At 71.5% G+C, this 20,005-nt stretch carries 2 protein-coding genes; both read left to right on the forward strand.

Going from position 1 to position 20,005, the window contains the following annotated elements; translation table 11 throughout:
- Positions 1–1,109 precede the first annotated feature (1,109 nt).
- Positions 1,110–18,740: a toxin glutamine deamidase domain-containing protein gene (locus NYF13_RS14315; RefSeq protein ID WP_315656898.1), complete on the forward strand. Its 17,631-nt coding sequence runs from the start codon at positions 1,110–1,112 to the stop codon at positions 18,738–18,740.
- On the forward strand, positions 18,737–20,002 hold the full coding sequence (locus tag NYF13_RS14320; protein ID WP_315656900.1) for a YrhB domain-containing protein: 1,266 nt from the start codon (positions 18,737–18,739) through the stop codon (positions 20,000–20,002). The genes NYF13_RS14315 and NYF13_RS14320 overlap by 4 nt, the downstream gene beginning before the upstream one ends.
- The last annotated feature ends 3 nt before the right edge of the window (positions 20,003–20,005 follow it).

Genomic DNA, 20,005 nt, shown 5'->3' on the forward strand with positions numbered 1-20,005 from the left:
CGGGTGGCGTGGTGGGGGTGGCTGGGGATCACGGTGCGGTGGGGCAGAGCGGACACCAGGATGTTTCGGCGCCTCGGGTGGAGTCGGGTGGCGTGGTGGGGGTGGCTGGGGATCACGGTGCGGTGGGGCAGAGCGGACACCAGGATGTTTCGGCGCCTCGGGTGGAGTCGGGTGGCGTGGTGGGGGTGGCTGGGGATCACGGTGCGGTGGGGCAGAGCGGACACCAGGATGTTTCGGCGCCTCGGGCGGAGTCCGGTGGCCCGCCGAGTATGGCTGAGCACTACAGCGCGCCGCCGCGGCAGTCTCCGGTACCGGGTGAACCGGTCGTGGCCGGCGGGGCCGGAAACCAGGCGGCACCGCACGTCGCCCTGCCGGGACATCCGGGCGGCGTGCAGTCGAGTACACCCGGCCCGGACCCGAGCGGGGCGGCCGAACCCACCCCGGTCCGGCGCGAGTCGTCGCCAAGCGGTCCGCAGCCGAGCGTCCAGCCTCCGGCCCAGCCGAGCGCGCCACAGCCGAAGACCAGTTCGGGCGGACCCTCGCAGATCGAGCCCGCGGCCGCGCCGCCGAGCACGTCCTCCGGGGGCCCGTCGCGGAGCGAGTCCCAGCCCGCCCCGCAGCAGTCGGCCGCGTCCCGGCCGGAGCCGGGGCCGTCGCATGTGGACGGTCCCGGACCGCAGCGCGGCAACCCGGTGCCTTCCCGGCCCGACGGCTCACCGCCGAGGGAGGGCCGGCCCAAGCTTTCGATCGATCTGGACGACGTCAACCGGAGGCTGGACGAGCTGGTCAGCCCCCTCGAAGCGAGCCCCGGCTCGGCGCTGCCCTTCCCGCCGAGCCCGATCAGCCCGGCGAGCCCGCATCCGGACCCGGACGCGTTCGGTGGGTCGCGTACCGACACACCCGGTGCCCAGTACGGGGACCGAAGCGGTCATGACCGATCCGGGCCGGCCCAGCCCGTCCCGCCGGATCGGGCTCCGGCACCTGGTCGGGCGGCGCAGCCGGATCCGGCCCCGCAAGCCGACCGGGCTCCGGACCGGACCCGACCCCCGGATCACTCCGCACCGTCCGACCGTGCCCCGCAGCAGCAGAAACAACCGCATGAGCGCCCGGTGGTGCAGTCCGGGGAGAGGGCGGCTGCGGACCGGAGCGCCTCCGACAACCGGGCGAGCAAGTCCGGCCGGACGGTGCCGCGGCCGGAGGACGTGGCGGCCGCGGCGCAAGCGCTCATCTACCTCGATCCCGAACCCCGTCCTTCCGTCCGGCACACCGGCGACGACGGCTCCGCGCACTCCGGCGGCCCAGGTCGCGAAGGCCGTGGCGATGAGGCGTTCGTCAACCGGCTCGATGACTCCGGTACCGGCCGAGTGTGGCAGAAACACCGGGGGCTGGCCGAACCGTCCCGGTTCAGCACCGAGAAGTTCGAGTCCTCCGGCCGGTCCGGTGCCGGTGACGGCAGCGGAGAGATCACCCAGATCCGGTTCGACGTGCGGCATTTCGAGATGCGGGACCCGGCGGGCCGGAACAAGTGGGTCATGGAACTCACGGTGCCGATCGATCTCGTGTCGCCGGGCGGCAAGCTCGGCCCGGGTGTGCGGAAGGAACTCGCCGCACAGCTGCAACGGGACCTCGACGAGCGCTTCAACCACCGGCACGAGTGGGAGCAGGAGGGGCCGTTCCGGGGCAGCCAGGTCCACTTCACGGTCGAGGCGGGCACCCCGAACGGCATGCCGGCCGGCTGGCATCAGGACCCGGCGGCGAACGTGCCGGTAGAGGTGCGCGGTCCCGGCGACGGAAATCCGTCCGGGCCGGCCGCCGCGCCGAGGACGAACCAGCTGCGGTGGAACACCGGGGACGGCGTCCGCCGGCTGTCCGAGCAGTACTTCCGCTTCCTGGGCAGCACCGATCCGCGGCAGCCGCACTTCGGCACGGTCTCGGAGCTGCTCGGCGGCGGCGATCCGGTGCGCTCCCGCGCGTTCGGCGACCAGACCCCGCCTGCTCGGCGCGGTCCGGCCGGGGCTGCGCCCGGCGGCCTGTCCGGCGACCTCTACGCGGACGGTCCGGGCCGAACCCCGGCCGACGACCCGCGAGACCCGCCCCGCGGCGGCCCGGACGGTCCCGGCAGTCGGCCGCCGATCGATCCGGACTCCGCCGGCGAGGGCCGCGACCGGCGGTCCGGATCGGAGGGCGATCACGGAAACGGGCATACGGATTCGCCCGCGGAGCATGCCTCCCGGCACGGTCTGGATCCAGGCCCGCACGACGCCGAGGGGCCGCCGAGCCACTTTGTCCCCCAGCGGATCGACCACCCGGAGGCGGCCGAGGGGCGCAAGGGCGCCAAGGAGGTCGGCCTCCCGTTCGCCCGCGACCGGTTCGGCCCGCTCCAGCCCATCGAGCCCACCGCGTTCGACGGGGGCGGCTACCACACCGGCGGGACGCGGGAGTCCTCCGCACCGGCGCCCGGCTCCTCCGGCCGGGAGGACAGCGGTGCGGGCCCGGGCGTCTCGCACGACCACCAGGCGCGGCCGGAACGCGACACCGGCTTCGCGGATGAGCCCCACCGCCAGGCACTGCCTGCGTTCGACGTGCTGAAGCGCGAAGTCGACCTCCGTCCGGGCGAAGTCGAGCCGATCGCGATGGACGCCGGTGACCAGGGATTCTTGTTCGCCCTGCCCAGCAAGACCAATGACGAGGCGATCGCGCGGGCGTGGGCCAATCGGATCGCGAGCCGTCCGCTGACGGAGTACAACCGGTTGCATCCCGGCGCCGGGTCCGCCGGGCACGGCGGGGTCCGCTCGACCAAGCACGTCGTCCCCTGGCTGGACGGCGACGCGAAGCAGCCGCCGATCTTCGTGTTCCAGCACGCCGAGCCGAAGCTGTTCCGAAGCCGGAACGACGCGCGTTCCACGCGCCGGTTCGGCGGCCGGACCCTGCTCGGGGTCATGCTCGGCGATGCCGGCTTCCGGGAAGTGCTCCGGAAGCACCCGGACGCGCCGATCGTGCTGCTCGCCTGTGAATCCGGCAAGCACGACGAGCCCGGTTTCGGCGGACACGATTTCCGGCAGGCCCTGCGCGAGAGCGGCGACAACCGGGCGGTCTACGCGCCGACGGAACCGATTACCCTCGTCCCCGTCTTCGCGGCGGTCAACGTGGACCAGGGCGGCCGGTTCGTGGAGGTCGGGGCCGCGCCGGCGGCGGAGTTCTCCGGCCCGGAGACCGCGAACCAGCACCGGACCGGCCAGCCGGGCGACGACGGCGGGCACCCCGGCGAGGGCAGCGTCGAGGGCACCGGCGGCGCGGTCCGGACGGACGGCAAGACGGACACGCCGCCGGAGCACCAGCCGGTCCCGTCCGGCGGCGTGTCCGTCCCTCGAGGCGGTGGATGGCCGCTCATCTCACGGATCAACCGGCCGGAGCCTGGCGAGAGCGGCTCGGGGCGCAGCACGAACTGCACTTCGGTCATCGCCAACGTGTTCAACACGCTCAAGAGCGGAGACCTCCACCGGGCGGACCCCAGCGGCCCGGTCGAGAGCTCGCACGTCGCGAAGGCCGCGGGGTCGAGTTTCCGTCCGGTCAAGGACCTTGCGCGGATCAGGGAAATCATGTCCGACGCGCCGGCTGGGGCGCACGGTTTCGTCTTCGTCCAGCGCGCGAAGGACGGACCCGGCAATACCGGCTACGACGGGCACTTCTTCGGCGTCGACAAGGATCTCGACGGGGCAGTGCGGTTCGTCGACGGGCAGAAGGAGCCGGGAGAACAGATCAAGCCGGCCGGGGACAGGACGGTCGAAGAGTGGGTCGCGGGCGCCGCCAAGATCAGCTTCCTGCCAGTGCCCCGCGGCGTGACCCGGATCGAGCCGCAACACACCCCGGTCGCCGACGGGCACCACGAAGGCACCGGCACCGGCCACACCTCCTCGAAGGAAGCGCGCGACGAACTGCTGGGCCGGAACCCGGACGAGCACGGGGAGCTCAGCTACCGCGACACCTGGGTTCCCCGGAAGCTGTTCTCCGCCGCCCAGCAGAGCCGGATGGACCGCCAGCACGTGGAAGCGCTGAAGCCGGGAGGTTCCCTCGAAAACGCCACGTTCGAGAACGCCATCCTCAAGACCGTCGAGGATCTCGGCGCGCCCGCGATGCACGACCGGATCCGGAACGCGCTGAGCGACCGGGCCGGGAAGCCCGGTTCCCGGGAACAGATCGCGAACCGGGCTGGGGTTCGCGCCCACGTGCTGCTGGAGGACGGCACCTGGAAGTCCTACGGACCGCTGGGCGGCGTGCCGGCGCATCTGGTCCGGGTCAAGGACGGGCACTTCGGCCCGAAGCGCTTCTTCGGCACGACGGAGACGGTGCACCTCGGGCGTGCCGGGGTGCGGTATCCGGTTTCGGCGAAGTATTTCGAGAACACCGCGGCGAACGCCGATCCGAATGTGCGCGAGTACCACGTGGAGCACCGCGGCGAGTACGAGGTGCAGACGATCAAGGGCGAGCATTTCGTCCGGATCTACACCGCGGTCTACGATCCGGCGGCCCCGGGATCGAAGCACAAGGACGTGCAGCAGAAGCCGGACGGGGAAATCGACGTCCGGCCCGGGAAGGATCGCGACGCGATCTATCTCAGCGGCGGGCGCCCGCTGCGTGCCGTGCAGTGGGTCGCCAAGTACCAGCACGACCAGACGGCGAAGGGCGAGAGCGGATTCCGGCCACTGCTGCGTTCGTACCTGGTGCCGGAGCGGGTGTTTCGGGAGTTCAGCCAGAGCGCGCGGCCGGAGGCGGTGCCGCGTGATCCGAACCGGCCCTACAACGTCGACCAGCGCGGTGATGTCAACCAGTTCGGCATGCGCGGCGCAGCGCTGGACCACATCCGCGAGCACGCGGTTCGCGGTTCGCTGGTCACTTATGTGCCGAAGGGCGATCCGGGGCACAAACTCAGCGAGTTCTCCGGGCGAACGGAGGAGCTGTCCGATCTCTACCACCGGCTGGGCATCCCTGCGGACTTCACGTCCGATGCGCTGGGCAAGGACAACGATCCGTGGTTCTCCTGGACCCGGAACGAAACCGGGGCGTTGACCCAGGAATTCGAGAAAGACCCGGGCAAGCTCAAGCGCAAGGCCGACCGGTTGACCAAGGTGCACGACGCGTGGGTCGAATACCTGGCGGGCGATCCGGCGGCCGACCGGCCCGAGATCAACGAGTTCGTCAATACCTACGGCCCGGCCGCGGCGAACTTCGGCCGGATCGCCGAAACGGTGGACCGGTCGGTCGGCCAAGCGCTGCACGACGCGATCACCGCCAGGGAAAGCGACGGGGCCACTCCCGTGCATCCGTTGCGGGTCAACCCCGGCGAGGTGAAGACCGCTGTGGTCGGGTCGCTCAAGAACATGCGCAACGCCATCGGAGACGCCGGTCCGCGGCTGCTGGGGCTGCCCCGGCCCGACCCGGCCGGCCGGCCCGGAGCACACCGCACGCGAGACCTGCTCGAAACGCTGCGTGACGACGAAGAGCGCCAGAAGATCGCCGTCCGTTTCGCGACCAAGATGACCAGGCGGATCCTGTCGGACAACCGGTTCACCCCCTTGGCGCGAGGAAGCTTCGCCGATCTGGTGCGCGGTCCGGTGCACCGCCGCCTCGCCGAGCACCTGGACGCCGGGTTCGAGGAACTGGCCACCGACCGGGGCCGGTTCGACGAAGTCGGGAAATCCGCACACCGGGACGACGTGGGGTGGCTGTCCGGTGATCGAATGAACCGGTTCCTCGACGAGGTGCTCGAAGGTCTGCAAAAGGACGGCGGGCTACGACAGGACGCCCGGGACGCCCAGTTGCGCCTCGATCGGGACAGCCTGCTGACGGTCGCGCGCAGGCAGGGCCTCGACGCGGTGCGCCAGCAGACCGTCGGGGTGGTCGCGAGACGGAAACTCGTCGGACTGGACCCACGGGAGCAGCGCGCGCTGTTTCGCGCCGGGATCGTCGATCGGGTGGGGCCCGCGGTGCGGAACGCCTTCCCGGCGAAGGGCCCGTTCAAGCTGGTCAACAGCGCGGACCTGGCCGCGCTCAAGGAAGCCGTCGCCGACCGGTCCGCCGGCCTGGTCCGGTCCGGGGTGGACCGGGCCGAACTGCCGGAGACGGAGCCGGCGGCGGTGCGGGAGTTCATGGCGAAGGTGCCGGATTTCGCCAGCCAGGCGCGGATCGGGCACCAGATCGCGGCGCAGCACGACCGGACCAAGGTCGACTTCGACGCGGACAGTGTGCACAGCGACCTGCCGGTTCCCGAGCCCGCCCATCCCGCTGCGCACCGGCAGGGCCAGGCCCAGAGCTACTCCGGGCGGAACCTCCCGCCCGCGGAGCTGGCGCGGCAGCAGGAGGCGGGCCGGCGGATCGAAGCGGCGGCCGAGGCCGAGCTGGCGCGGCCGATACTGCGTCACGAGGCGGCGGCGAACATCGTGCAGGCGCTCATCGAAGCGCTCCCGGAGCTGAAGGACAAGTTCGACGAGGTCGTCAAAGACGATCGGTTCCGCCGGTACCGGCCCGACGGCGCGTCGGGGCCGCCCACGTTCTACGACCATGCGCAAATGGTGGCGGGCCAGTACCTGAAACTGATCAGGGACGATCCGGGCCGCGCTCGGTTCGTGCCCACGCACGCGGTGCTCAAGGCCATCCTGTTCCACGACATCGACAAGGTGAACTCGAAGAACCAGTACGGCACCGCCAAGGTCCGGCACGACCGGGAGCCGGAGCACATCGGCGCGGTCGAGTACCTCAACCGCTACCCGGGGCTGTGGAACAATGCCCACGAATTCAAGGTCGCCCGCGCCATGGTCGACTCGGATCCGTTCGGGGCGTACCTGCGGTCGAAGCCGGGCAGCGACGGCGCCGATCCGAAGAACACCTACCACTGGATCAAGGAGGTGGCGCAGAGGTGGGGCACGGCGGAAGGCCGCGAGTCCTCCGCCGAGGACGTACGCAAGTTCTACTACGAGCTCGAGCAGTACTACCAGTCCGACTTCTCCTCCTACAGCGACCAGTCGAGCTACCTGGATCGCGATGGCAACCACCGGCACGGGAACAACGAACTGGACGGCGTGCTCGACCGGGACGGTCCCGGCACCCCCTTCCGCGTGGAAGAGACGGGCTACGGACGGCGTTTCCAGTGGTCGGGAGACCGTTCGGGGAGCAAGCGGGCCGACGCCCGGACCAGGATCGGTGAGCTGACCGAGCTGTTCGACGAGGCGGTCGCCGCGGAGGACGCCCGGGTGAGCGGGACCGGCGGCGCGCTGCGGCGGCCCGGGCTCGCGACCATCCCGGAGGAAACCGAGGCCATCGAATTGGCCCAGCTGCCGCGCGCCGGGAGTGACGACGCGAACGGGGCGCACGGCGAGCATCGCCACGACGCGGACCAGCACAACGACCAGCACGATGAGCAAGCCGTCGGCCACGACCGGAACGGGGCTGGACCACACCCGGCGAATCCGTATGAGGAGCGAGTCGCGCACGCGCGCGAACTCGTCGAAGAGGTGAACACGGCGCGCGAAACCGCGGTCCGTGCGAACGCCGAGACGCTGAATTCGGCTGAGCGGGCACGCAGCAGCAGGGTACGCGTCGAGCGCTTCACCCATGAAGCGCGCGGTGCCGTTTTCAGCGCCGGCGAGGCGCATGACGCGGCCGTGCGGCGGGTGCGAGAAGCCCGGGCCCAGCACGACGACATGCTTCGCCAGCAGGCCGAGCTGGCCACTGCCGGGCTCCGGATTTCCCACCGCGAGCGGGAAATCGGCCAGCGGATCGACACGGCGGCGCGGGACTTCGCCGCCGCCCGGCGGGCGGGCCCGGAGGCAGCCCGGGCCGCCGAGGACAACCTCCGGGGTCTGCGGCAGCAGGCGGTCGAACTGGACCGGGCAAAACGGGAGAACGTGGTGCGGCGGGCGGCCGCGGACACCGCCGTGGACGTGACGAACCAGCGGATCGCCGCGGCTGTGACCGCCGCCGCCTCGGTTCAAGATTCCGTGCGCGCGGTGACGGCCGCGCTCGACGAGGTGAACAAGGCCGTCGCCGAGACCGACAAGGCGGTCGCCGAGGCCGGTGCCGCGTTCAACCGGACCACCGGTCATCTCGCCGCTGCCGAGTCGGCGAAACGGGCGATGGACGACGCCGTCGAGATCGCGAGGACGCACGCCGCGAACACACGCCGGGCCGATGCCGAGTTCTCCCGGCTCACTGCCGCCGCCGAGGCGGGGCGGGAACGAGTCGCCGAACACGACGGGCCCGCCTGGCGAAGCGATGCCCTCCGTCAGCGGATCGCCGAGGTCGAGGATCGGATTCGCGCGCTGCCGGACGGGATGGCGAACCCGCGCCTGGCCGATCGGCACAGGGAACCCGGGGACGAACCGGGCGAACTCGACCGGCGGCACGAGGAACACGCCGCCCGGATCGCCGAGACCCGGGCCGAGGGCGCCCGGCTCGCCCGGCAGGCGGACGAAGCCGAAGCCCGCCGGGACGACGCGCTGAAGCGATTCGATGAACACCTCGAGCAGGTGCGGGCCCGGCGGGACGAGGCGCGGACGGCCGCAGCCGACGCGAGTACTTCGCGAGAGCGGGCGAAAAAGGCCGAAGGCGACGCCAAGGAGGCCGAGAGCGAGGCGAAGAAGGCCGCCGAGAAGGGTTCGCGCGAACGTGCTCTGGCCATGCTGGCGCACAGCCCGATCCCGGCCGAGTTGGAGATCGAGACGCTCGGCAGGCCGGCTCTGGTCCCCGAACCGGGAGCCCCGGCGCGCCGGGATCACCAAGAGCAGGTTCGGACCGGGCTCGCTGCGCTGGGCGAACACGGCCTCGCGGACGCGCTCAACGCCGGGCGCTTCACCTTCGACACCCCGGGTGGCGAGGTCGCCGCCGTGCTCAGCGCCGTGCTGGACCGGCCGGAGGAGCAGGCCCCGGCTCCGCACGAGCAGCCGGAGACCGTCAAGAAGGAAACCGCGACCGAGACCTCGGTCCCGCATTCCTCGGCGACGTCGGCCGGCCTGCCTGTCCGTGTGCCGTTGCTGGTCATCTCCCCGTTCGACCCCATCGGCGCGACCGGAGTGGTCCGGCCCGTCGTTTACGTGGGCGCGACGATGCGGCGGACACAGAAGTTCGACGTCACGACGACGGTGAGCGGCAGCAAGGGTTACGGCAGCGGTGAAACCGAGCGGAAGAACCACGTCCGGACCACCATGGTCGTCAAGGTGGAGGCGCCGGGCCGGGAGCCGGTGCGGTTCTCCTACCCGGTGGGCCTGCGCATTCCGGAGATCGTCCGGACCGAGCCGGCGTCGGTGCGGGCGCCCGAAGGCGCTTCGGCGCTGCGGCCGCGGCCGGTGGACGTGCCGCCGGAATTCGTCCAGCACCTCGGCGCGTCACCGGACGGGCTGGAGGCGTTGCGGAACCTGCTGCTGACCGACAGCCACGAGCCGGTGCGCGTCGACGTGGCCGGCACGGTCAAGCAGCTCACCCCGGCCGGTGACGCCCGGCTCACCTATTTCGGCGCCCTCGGTGCCGACACCACGCGAACCTCGACCAACGCCACCGGTTCGTCGCTCGCCAAAGGCAGCGACGCGACCGCGGGTGGTGGTGTCGCCTTCGGGACCAAGAGCTTCTACGCCGGTCCGGTCCTGGACCTCAGCACCGGACTGACCGACGGAATGATGCCGGGTGCCGAGCACGCCACCGCGCACACCGGTACCGACACCGAGCTGATCTACCGGGTCGATCGGCGGATCCGGATCGAGCCCGCACCGGTGGACCCGCCGCGGCCCGGCGTCCGGGGGCTGAGCAGGCAACTGGTCCGGGAGGCGACGGACCGGTCGCGCGGACGGGCCGGCTCCGCGCCGGAGAGCCGGACGGAGGGCATCGAGGAAACCGTGTCCAGCACGGTCGGCGTGCCGGTGTGGCAGGCCCGGCGGCTCGGTCTGCCCGTGCCGCCGCATCTGGCGGGTGAAACTCCCGTGCGACCCGGGCCCGCACCGGAGGAAGAATGGGGGCGCGGCTATGTCGCCGGAAAGGACGACATCAGCGCGGTTCGCACCGAGCGTTTCTTGCCGCGGCTGAAAGAAGGGCTCGGAGAAGTGGCGGCCGCGGCGATCGACGCGAAGTTCGACACCCAGGACAAGGCCAAGGAAGCCATCTACAACGCCCAGCACGGCGGTGACTTCGTCGAGTGGGAACAGGACGGGAGGAAACACCGCCTGGTCATCCACGCGGAGGCGCTGGCGCCGGAGTCCACCCACCCGTCCGGCCGGTTGACCGTGAGTGTGGAAGACAAGCACGCCGAGCAGTTCCGCCGTGCGGTCGAGTCCACGCGCGGCGGCCGGGCCGGCGCCGGTGCGGCGTACCGGCCGGAGGACGCGAACGGCCTGCGCTCGCGCCAGGCTCCCTTTTTCGGTGTTGCGGGCACCTGGGAATACGGGTACCCGAGCAAGGCCGGATACACCGGCAAGGACGGCCGGGCCAGCAAGTACGAGGGCGGGATCGAGGAATACGACGCGGGGCTCCGCTTCATCGTGCGGCACGAGCAGCCGCGAGGCCCGAACTGGGCGCAGCGGTTCTTCTTCGGCGGCCGGATGCTGGGCGGACCGGACGCGGAGCACGGGGCCGCCGGTCCGGCCAGGGACGAGGTCGACCAGGCCCGGCGGACGGGCGAGCCGGCCGCCGGGCCCGTCCGGACCTTCCGGACGGACGACGCCTTCACCGCCACCACCTCCTCGGGCAAGCTGTCCTGGTCGGCCCGGCCGCTGCCGGCCAGCACGATGGCTCCCGGCGTCTTCCTCACTCACGAGCCCCCGCAGGCCGGGCGGATGGCTGCCGACCGCGGTCTCGGGACCTTCGCGAACGTCGAACACGTCCACATTCCGCCGCACCTGCTCGACGGCCTGAACATCGCGACCGCCAAACGGGTCGAGCCGCTGCCCGGCGGAGCGCATCAGGAAGGGGCGGTGCGCCGGAAACCACCGATGGGCAGCGGGAACTGGCCGGCCCCAAGGCAGGAGCGGATCACCGACGGGGCGGGCCATGACTACCGGTACAAGCATTCCGTGGCCGGGCGGTTCGACACCGCGACCGGAGAGGCCGTCCAGCACCAGTTCGGGCGTACGGGCGCGCGGGCAATCGCGAGCCAGGCCCTCGACGGCAGGCCCACCGGCACGGGCAAGATGCACGAGTCCGGCCGGCTGCAGGACTTCAACAGCGAGCTGGCAGTGCGGAGCGAATATTCGGGGACGCGGCTGATCAAGGTCAACCACGAGGACCGGACGCTCAAGCACAACGAGTCCGGCGAAAACCTCGCCAGCGGGGGCCGGACGACGAATCTCGGGTTGGACGCCGGGCTGTCCGCGTCGGTCGAACTCCGGCGCGCCGGCCAGGTGGGTCCCCGGTTGCAGGCATTGTTCGGCGGCTTGTGGAAGCGGGGCAGCAGCGAGTCCGGCGAGCTGACCGTCGGCGCCAAGCAGACCTTCGACTACCAGGGCCCGACCGCGTACCTGGTGCAGGACGTGCGGTACCGGCTGGCCGCGGACATGAGCCTGCGCAACCTGTTCAAGACCAGCCACTTCGATCCGCTGCCGGTGACCGTGGACGTGCCGAACGGCCGGGTGGTCGAGGTGCCTGTCGCGGATGCGATCGAGCACTTCCGGGCCCAGGGGCTGGAAGTGCCACCGGAGCTGGCCGCCGCCGCGCCCGCGCCGAAGCCGCTGGTCACCGAGCAGGCGCAGACCCTGCTGCCCGACGGCGCGGGTTATGTCTCCTACAGCGACACCAGGGTCGCCAGGTCGGCACTGGCCGGCGACCCCGGCCTCCGGATCACCGGTCCGCTCGACGAACTGGGTGTGCGGTCGAAGACGTGGCGGGCGGAGATCGTCCGCCAGGTCGAGGCTCATCTGTCCACTCCGGACGGACATGAGTGGCTGCGCGACGTGCTGCCCGGCGAGCAGGGCCAGGGTGGGGTGCTCTCGGTGGCCAAGCCCGGTGCCGGTAGGCAAGACGTCGTCCGCGTCCACGTCACCGGACGTCCGGTCGGGCCGTCGCGCGTGCTGCCCGGTCCGGAGAAGCTGAGCGTCGCGCCCTACGTCACCTCCGCGGTCCAGAAGAAGCGCAGTACCCAGTACGGCGGCGGTGCCGAGTTCTCAGCCGGGTTCGTCGGCGACGAGCAGTCCTCCGGTGCCACCGGAGCACTCGGCACGCGGGTCCTCGGCGGCAGCTGGAACCGGAAGACCGAGCACGTCACGCCGGAGAGCGAAAGCACGAAACGAACCACCCAGGCCCAGTTCAAGAACCCCGGCATGACCCGGCACGGGTACGAGTTCGAGCTGCGATTTTCCCGGCACCAGGCCCCGATGCCGATGCTGGACGCCACGACGCTCGGGATGGTGAACCGGCTCGCGAGCGGCATGTTCGGCGGAGTCGGCCTGCGCGGCTGGGACAAGGTGGCCGTCACCCCGGTGCGGTTGCCCGGCGAGGTCCACCTCATCTCCCCGGGCACCGCCGCGTCACCGCCGCTGGCCCGGCCGACGGGGGCACCGGGTTTTTCGGTCGAGCCGCGCCCGCTGGCCGGCGAACCATTGTTCGGGCCGACGGATGGGATCCGCGTCGAAAAGCTCGGCTCCGACGTGGCCGCGGACGCGCGCACCACGATGTACGCGCTCATGTCGGACAAGCCGTTGCCGCGCGGCGGACAGCTCACCCGTCAGATGCTCGCCGAAGCGGCCGGGACGGTTTCGGAGTACACACGCCCGGGCAGCATCGCGGAACACTCCCTGCACAACTTCGTCAAGGGCTCCTCGATGCACAACGCGTCGACCGACATCTTCACCGGCGGCTCCTATCAGCTGTCGAAGATTCTGGGGCGCAAGCACACCTGGTACGACTCGCGGTTCGACGCCGAAATCGGCGGAAGGCTTCGGCCGGACACGTTCCGGTTGATCGGCCCGCTACCTGGGGAGGACCCGGTCAGCCTGAGCCGTGAAGTCGAACAGGCAGTTCCGGACGGCGCCACGACCACCACTGCCACCAGCACCGGCCCGGCCGCGGCCGGCTGGGGCGGAAACTCGCTCGCCACCGCTACGCCGCAGGCGAGCGAGGCGATCGGGCAGGACCGGATCGCCGCGACGGCGGGCAAGACCAGTCTGACCACCGGGGTGAGCTACTCTGGCCGGTCCTACCTGTTCAGCGCCGGCGCCGACCTGAAGTTCACGGTGCGCAAGTACGGGTCCAACCGGACCCGGGACGTGGTCGCTGCGGCGAGCGACTGGATACGGGGCCGGGCGCACCAGCCGGAAGCCCCGGTGCGGATGCGCACGGCTGACGACGCCCTCCAGGTGCGGCTGGCGGAGAACACTGCGCTGGAGCGCGGCGTGCTCACGATCGCCGACGTATGGCAGCACCAGGGTCTGCGGCCGGACGACGGGCTGACCGTCACGCGTACGCCGGACGGCGCGGTGTTGCACCGGAGCGACCGGCCCGCGCCGCTGGCACCGGAGCCGATGGCGGGCGATCGTCACCTGCGGGTGGCCGACGGCGTCACCGCGCGGGAGCTGGAACACTTCCTGATCGGCCTCCGGGAGGATCTGCGACCGGCGAGCCACAGCTGGGATGCCGAACCAGCGGAGACCGACCCGCCGGAAACGGGACGCCAGGGTTCGGACATCCTCGACGATCTGGTCCAGAGCCCCGGGAACGTGCTTTTGCCACCGCGGGCACCCGCGGTGGGCCGCAGGCAGGATTCCGGGGTTCCGGCACTGGCCGGCGCGCTGGACAACGGCCCCGGCGCCCCGGTGCCCGAGGCGAGGCAAGATCTCCGCCGGGGCTCGGACAGTGCTGTCGAAAACCTGTACTCCGGCTACCGGTTCGAGGAAGCTCACCGGCCCGCACCACTGCGCGACGAATACGCGTTCTGGACCGACGACGAGCCGTCGCCGGATTCGGTGTCGCCGGGGCACGGAAGGCCTGAGGCGCCGGCCGGTGATTCACAGCGCCGGATTTCGGACGCGTCGTCGGAGGATCTGTACTCGGATGACCGGCTGGCGCCGCCGGACGAACGTCAAGCCGTCCAGCCTGGCGATTCCAGTGATCCACCGTCTGCTCGAGATGAGATGAGGCCGGAGGGCGCGAAGGCCGAAGGGCCGGATCGTCGAGCCCGGCAGGACTGGGAGCAGACCTGGCTGGCCGCCGACCGAACCTACGGCCTGGGGGAGCGTCAAAGCAGCGGACCTCCGGCGCCTCCGGAAGGCGGCCGGACCGGAGCGTTCGGGCTTTCCCCGAAGCCCGGCGAAAGCCCTCGTATCGCCGGCGCCGAACGGGTCAGTCGCGTGGCCGGGCCGCGGTCCGGGCCGGACGACAGCGGCTTCACCGGTGGGTCTCCCCACCGGCTCGCGCTGAGCAGCTTCCCGGACAAGGCCGCCGCGGCGGCCGATTTCCGGCGGCGCCACCCGCTGGCCGCCAGGGTCAACAAGCGCGACTTCGACAACCGCGTCCCGGGCCGCCGGATGAACTGTGTCGCCGCGATCATCCAGCACGCGAAGACCCGGGACACCGGGGAACCGCACGAGGCGGGTCCGAGCGCGCCCGTACGCACCGAGGACTTCGAACGGTCCATGGCAAGGAAGCTCACCGACGTCCGCGACTTCGACACGGTCGACCGGCTGATGACGCACCCGGACCTGCCGCGCGGCGCGCAGGCGGCGATCGTCAGCGGGGCCGGCGCTGGGACGGGCCACGGCATGCTGATCGCCTCCGGTACCGAGCGCGAGGTCGAGTATCACGACTCCCAGAAGGGCACCTACGGGGACGACCGGCAGCGCCCGGAGTACGTCGGAATGTCGTTGCTGCTCGAAGACGAATGGCGGGAGCCGGTGTACAACCCGCTCCCGGAGCCGGAACGCGGGGATCCCGTGCGGGTCGCGGGTGCCCGACCGTCGAGGGAGCAACCGTTCGAGCTCGCGTCGCAGGGCGTGCTCGCGCACGAAGCACTGGGCGACCGGCAACAGCGGGAGCTGGACAAGCACGGTGCGGTCGCGCTACTGACCGAGGGTGAACCCGGGTCCGTCCCGAACCTCGTCGACGCGCTGAAACTGGGCCTCGACCCGCGGATTCCCGGCGAGTACGAGCGGATCACCGCCGCGCTGGACAAGATCTCGCGGCAGCAGAAGACGGCCGGCCTGTTCGCCGGGCAGGGACGGGCAGGGGCCGGACCGGCTCAGGTGGCCCGCCGGGCCGGTCTCCGGGTGCATGTGCTCGGCGCCGACGGCACGTGGCGGTCCCACGGGCCGGTCGGCGGCCGGCCCGTGCACGTGCTGACCGCCGAGGTCGACGGCCGGCCGCGCTACCTCGGCGTGAAACAAGTGCGCCACCTCGGCCTCCCGGACGTCAGCTACCCCGGCTCGACCAAGGTCGTGCGGGACCGGGTGACCGGCGTGGTGCACCGCGGCGAGTTCGAGGTCGAGCCGATCGCGGGCAGGCACTACGTGCGGATCTACACCGCCGTCTACGGCGCGGCCGAGCCCGGCTCGGGGTTCAAGGACGTGCACCAGTCCGCGGACGGCGAGGTGTCGGTGCACACCGGCGGCGCGGAAGGGCTCTGGGCGGGCGCTGGGCGTCCGATGCGCGCGCTCAAATGGCTGGAAAAATACCGGCACCAGCAGATCCGGCAGGGCGAGCAGCACCGTGCCCCGTTGCTGCGGTCCTACCTGGTACCGCTGGCGGAGTACACGGAGATCACCAAACGGGCCCTCCCGGAGGACCGGGCGCCGAGGGACCGGACCAGGAATTCCGACCAGAGCGCCGACGTCAACCAGTTCAACCTGCGCGCCGGAGAGCTGGAGAGGCTGAAGGAGCACGTACTCGGCGGCTCCCTGGTCACCTACGTGCGCACCGCGCAGGACGAGCAGGGCGCGCGCGCTTCCGGCCGGTCCGGCCGGGTGGAGCGGGCGTCGGATCTGTACGCGCGCCTCGGCATCAGCACCGACTTCGACTCCACCGCGTTCGGCCGCGACCTCGACCCGTGGTTCGCCTGGTCGAAGGACAGCGACGGCAGGTGGGAAGCCGCCTTCCGCAACGATCCGGTCGAACTGCGGGAGCTGGCGAGCAGGCTGAACCGGATGTATGTCCTGTGGACCGACCCGCGAGCCTTCGACAATCCGGCGAACTCGGCGTACTTCGAGCCGGACGAGTTCATTCCGGACCCGAGCCGGAACACCGGCGGCGACCGGGCGGCCGCCGCCGCGCGGCCCGATCCGGCCCGGCTGCGCGCGGAGACCAACCGGTTCGTCAACACGCAGCTGGCTTTCGGCGACAGGTTCGGCCGGATCGCCGAGGACGTCGCGGACCGGGTCGGAGAGTCCCTGGACGAAAGGCTGGCGCGGCCGCCCCGGATCGACAACCGGGTCGTGTACCTCGAGGTGCGGGACGCCCTGGAGAACGTCGCCCCACACGTCGCCCCACGCGCCGCCGGAATCATGCGTGCCATGAACCGCAAGCCCGGCAGCAGGCTGGACGGCTCGCCCGCGGTCGTCCTGGCCGACCTGAAGCGGTGGATCACGCACGGATCCAAGCACCATCCGGGGAAGAAGGGCTTCCACGAGAACGTGATCGGCCCGCTGGCGCGGGAGCTGACCGAACAGGTCTTCACCGACAGCCGGTTCGCCGCGCTGGACGCGCCTGCCTTCCGGAAGGAGGTCGCCGGTGTCGTGCACGAGGAATTCTTTTCGGCACTGGAAGACGGCTTCGCGGCGCTGGTCACGGATCCGGCCGCGGCCGCCGGCCTGGAGCAGGAGAACAACCGCGGCCGCAACCGCGGCTGGCTCAACGGTCCCCGGCTCACCCGGTTCCTCGCCGGCGTCGCGGAAGACGTGCGGGACAGCGAGGAGGTGCGGACCGCCGTGCGGACCGCCGAACTCGCGGCCGACCCCTGGAAGGTGCGCGAACTCGTCGAGGACCAGGTCGCCGAGCGGGTGCGCGCGGAGGTGTTCGACGGCGTCCTGTCCCAGGACCTGATCGACCGCACACCAGGGCAACTGCGGCAGCTGATCCGGAACCATCTCGACCCGCTCGGCCGGCGGACCCGGGACGCGCTCGCGAGTGCGTCCGGCCCGCTGAGGCTCGTCGACCGCGGGCTCCGGGAGGAACTGGCCGGGCGCGTCGGCGACCAGGCCGCCAAGCTGGTCGGCGACGGCGTGAACGCAGCAGTGCTGCGGAAGGTGACCCGTGAGGAAGCCGGCACCCTGATGACGGAACAGGTGCCGGAGATGGCGACGGTGGCCGAGATCGGTGCGGCGATGGCCGCCGACGAACGGCGGAACAGGCTCGACTTCGACCACCGCACCGCACCCGGGGAACCGTTCCCCAACGACTTCGGCGACCAGTTGGTGCGCTACCGCAGGGGCTACACGCAGAAGAGCGACCCGGACGCGTTCGCGTGGCAGCGGCAGTCCGGCGACGGCCTCCGTGGCATGGTCGAGGACGCGCTGTCCTCCCCGGAGCCGCCGGGGCCGCACGTCGTGAAGGATCTCCTGGACACGCTGCTTCACGATTTTCCGGAACTGGCGAAGAAGTACGCGGAACCCGTCAAGCTCGCGCACTCCGATCCCTACCGCGTCCACTTCCTGAAGGTGGCGGGTCAGCTGCTGAAGCTGGTGCACGGGGAGAACGAAGCCGATCGGTTCGTCTCCCGGGAGGCAATGGTCAAGCTGGTTCTCCTGCACGACATCGACAAGGCCAACTCGAAACTGCTGTACGGCGACTCTCCGGCCCGCCACGATCGGGAGGGCGAGCACCGGGGTGCGGTGCGCTACCTGAATCGGTACGAGGGGATCTTCTCCACCAGGCGTGATTTCCTGATCGCCCGCAGGATGGTCCACTCGGATCCGATCGGGAGTTACCTTCGCGGGGGGAATCACCGGCTCACCGCCGAAGGGGCCTACCGGTTCATCGCGAATCTCGCCCGTGAGGCCGGCGGTCCGGACGGCGGGCAGGCCACCGCGAAGGACGTGCGGAAGTTCTTCCGGGAGTTCCTGCAGTACTACCAGGCCGACTTCTCGTCCTACAGCAACCAGTCGTCCTATGTGGACCATGACACCGGCGAGGTGCGCACCGGTGCGCGGTCCGGCCTGCCCGAGGTCCTGCGGCGGGAGACCCCGGACGGGCGCTTCCTGACCGAGGATTCGGCCGAGGGAAGGCTGTTCCGCTGGAACGCGAGCTATGGTGACCTGATCACCAGGCTGGAGCGGCTGTTCGACGACGCCGTCACGCTGGAGGGAATGGTCCACGAAGCCGTCACCACCGACATCTCTGCCGTCCTTGGCGACGGCGTGGCCGAACCGGGGGACAGCCGTACCTCCCGGCCCGAGGCAGCCGGGGGAACCCCCGATCGGCCCGGCACCACCGCGGCGGCGGAGCCGATGCGGGACGCGGACGGCATCGCGATCGGGGCCGTCTTCCGCCCGCCCTCGTGGCGGGTCCCCGCCGGCTTCGGGCGAGGGCCGAGAGTAGTGCAGATCCTCTCCGGGGTGTCTTCCGGGCAGTTCTCCGACGAATTCCTGACCGGGATGCGGCGAGCCGGATTCACCGGCGAGGGATATTTCGGTGCTGGGCCGGGGCTCCCGCCGCCGGTCAGCGTCCCGCCCGCCGGTCAGGAGCAGCACGCCGATCGCGAATCCCGCGGCGGGGCGGCGGCGCCGAGCGAGTGGTACACCGAAGACGAGACGAACGAGCTACCGCGGAGGACCAGGCGATGATCGACGAACCGGGCGGGCCGGCGGCGCGCTGGCTGGACCGAACCTACGGTGGCCTGGTCACCGTCGCCGATCAGCCATTTCTGGAGGACGAGCGCTCCTGGCTGGTCGGCTGCGCCTACGCGGACGCGCCGGGACCGCTGCTCGCGGTCAGCCTCGTCGTGCCCAAGGACGGTGGTGAACCGTTCCCGGCTTCGAACGCCGCCCCGGTGGACGAGACGGTCAACCTCGCCGAGGGCTGGCAGTGGCGGATCAACGCGCGCGGCTGCCTGGTGGCAACGGGCGCTGCAATCGCCAACCACCCGGCCTCCGCGCTGCCGTGGCGTCCGTCCGACGAGGCACCGGGCTGGTGGGATCGGCTGCTGACGACGCACTTCCCCGGAGCCGAGGTGGCCGGCTGCCAGAGCTGGGACGAGGTCGCCGAGGCGATGCTCGCGGGCGGTCCGGACTCCCGCGGCGCGGTGTGGCTGCGCCGGAAGTCCGGCGGGGCGGAGCTGACCGGCCACCTGCTCTACGCCTACTGCGCCGAAGCCGAGGCCTGCTTCGTCGACGGGCAGCGCGGTGCTCCCGCGGATCTGGACGATGACGAGGTCGGCGAACTGGTGCTGGCCCGGTTCCACCGTTCCGGAGCGGACCGGGCGCAGGCCGGGATGCCGACGCTGGCACCGGCGCCGGACTTCGCGGCCGCCGTCGAGAAGGCGCAGCGCTGGCTCGATCTCGCCTATGCGGGCGAGGTGGCGATGGTCGACCCGGACCCGGCCGACGAGCTCGATCGCGGCTGGCTGTTCGCCTGCGCCGCTCAGCGGTTCCTCCGCACCGGTGACTGGCGCGACCAGCTGCTGGACGCGGCGCTGGTGGTGCCCAAGACCGCCGGAGACGAGCCATTCGGGCTGCCCAACGACGATCCGTGGACCTGGTTGCGAGCCTGGGACGCCGGCGAACCGGGTCTGCCCGAGCCCCCGGAGCCCGCGACGGCGTCCTGGCTGGAACCGGCGACCCGGGAACTCGGCGCGCTGCGCGGCGCGGGCAGCTACGAGGACTGGGGTGGCGCGCTGGCCGACCTCGACGGCCTGTCCGACGGCGAGCGGGCGCTGGTCTGGCTGCGGCGGCGCGACCGCCGGGGCCGGGAGACCGTCGGCAACCTGCTGATGGCCGTCAAGGAGGGCGAGGCGCTGCGGCTGATCGACTCGCGGGCCCCGGAGCCTGTCCTCGACCAGAATCCGCTGGCCCTGCACGTCCTCCGGTTTACCGGGCCCACCCGGTGAGCG

Origin of the sequence: Amycolatopsis sp. PS_44_ISF1 (genome assembly GCF_032335455.1) — a bacterium.
Classification (GTDB): Bacteria; Actinomycetota; Actinomycetes; order Mycobacteriales; family Pseudonocardiaceae; genus Amycolatopsis.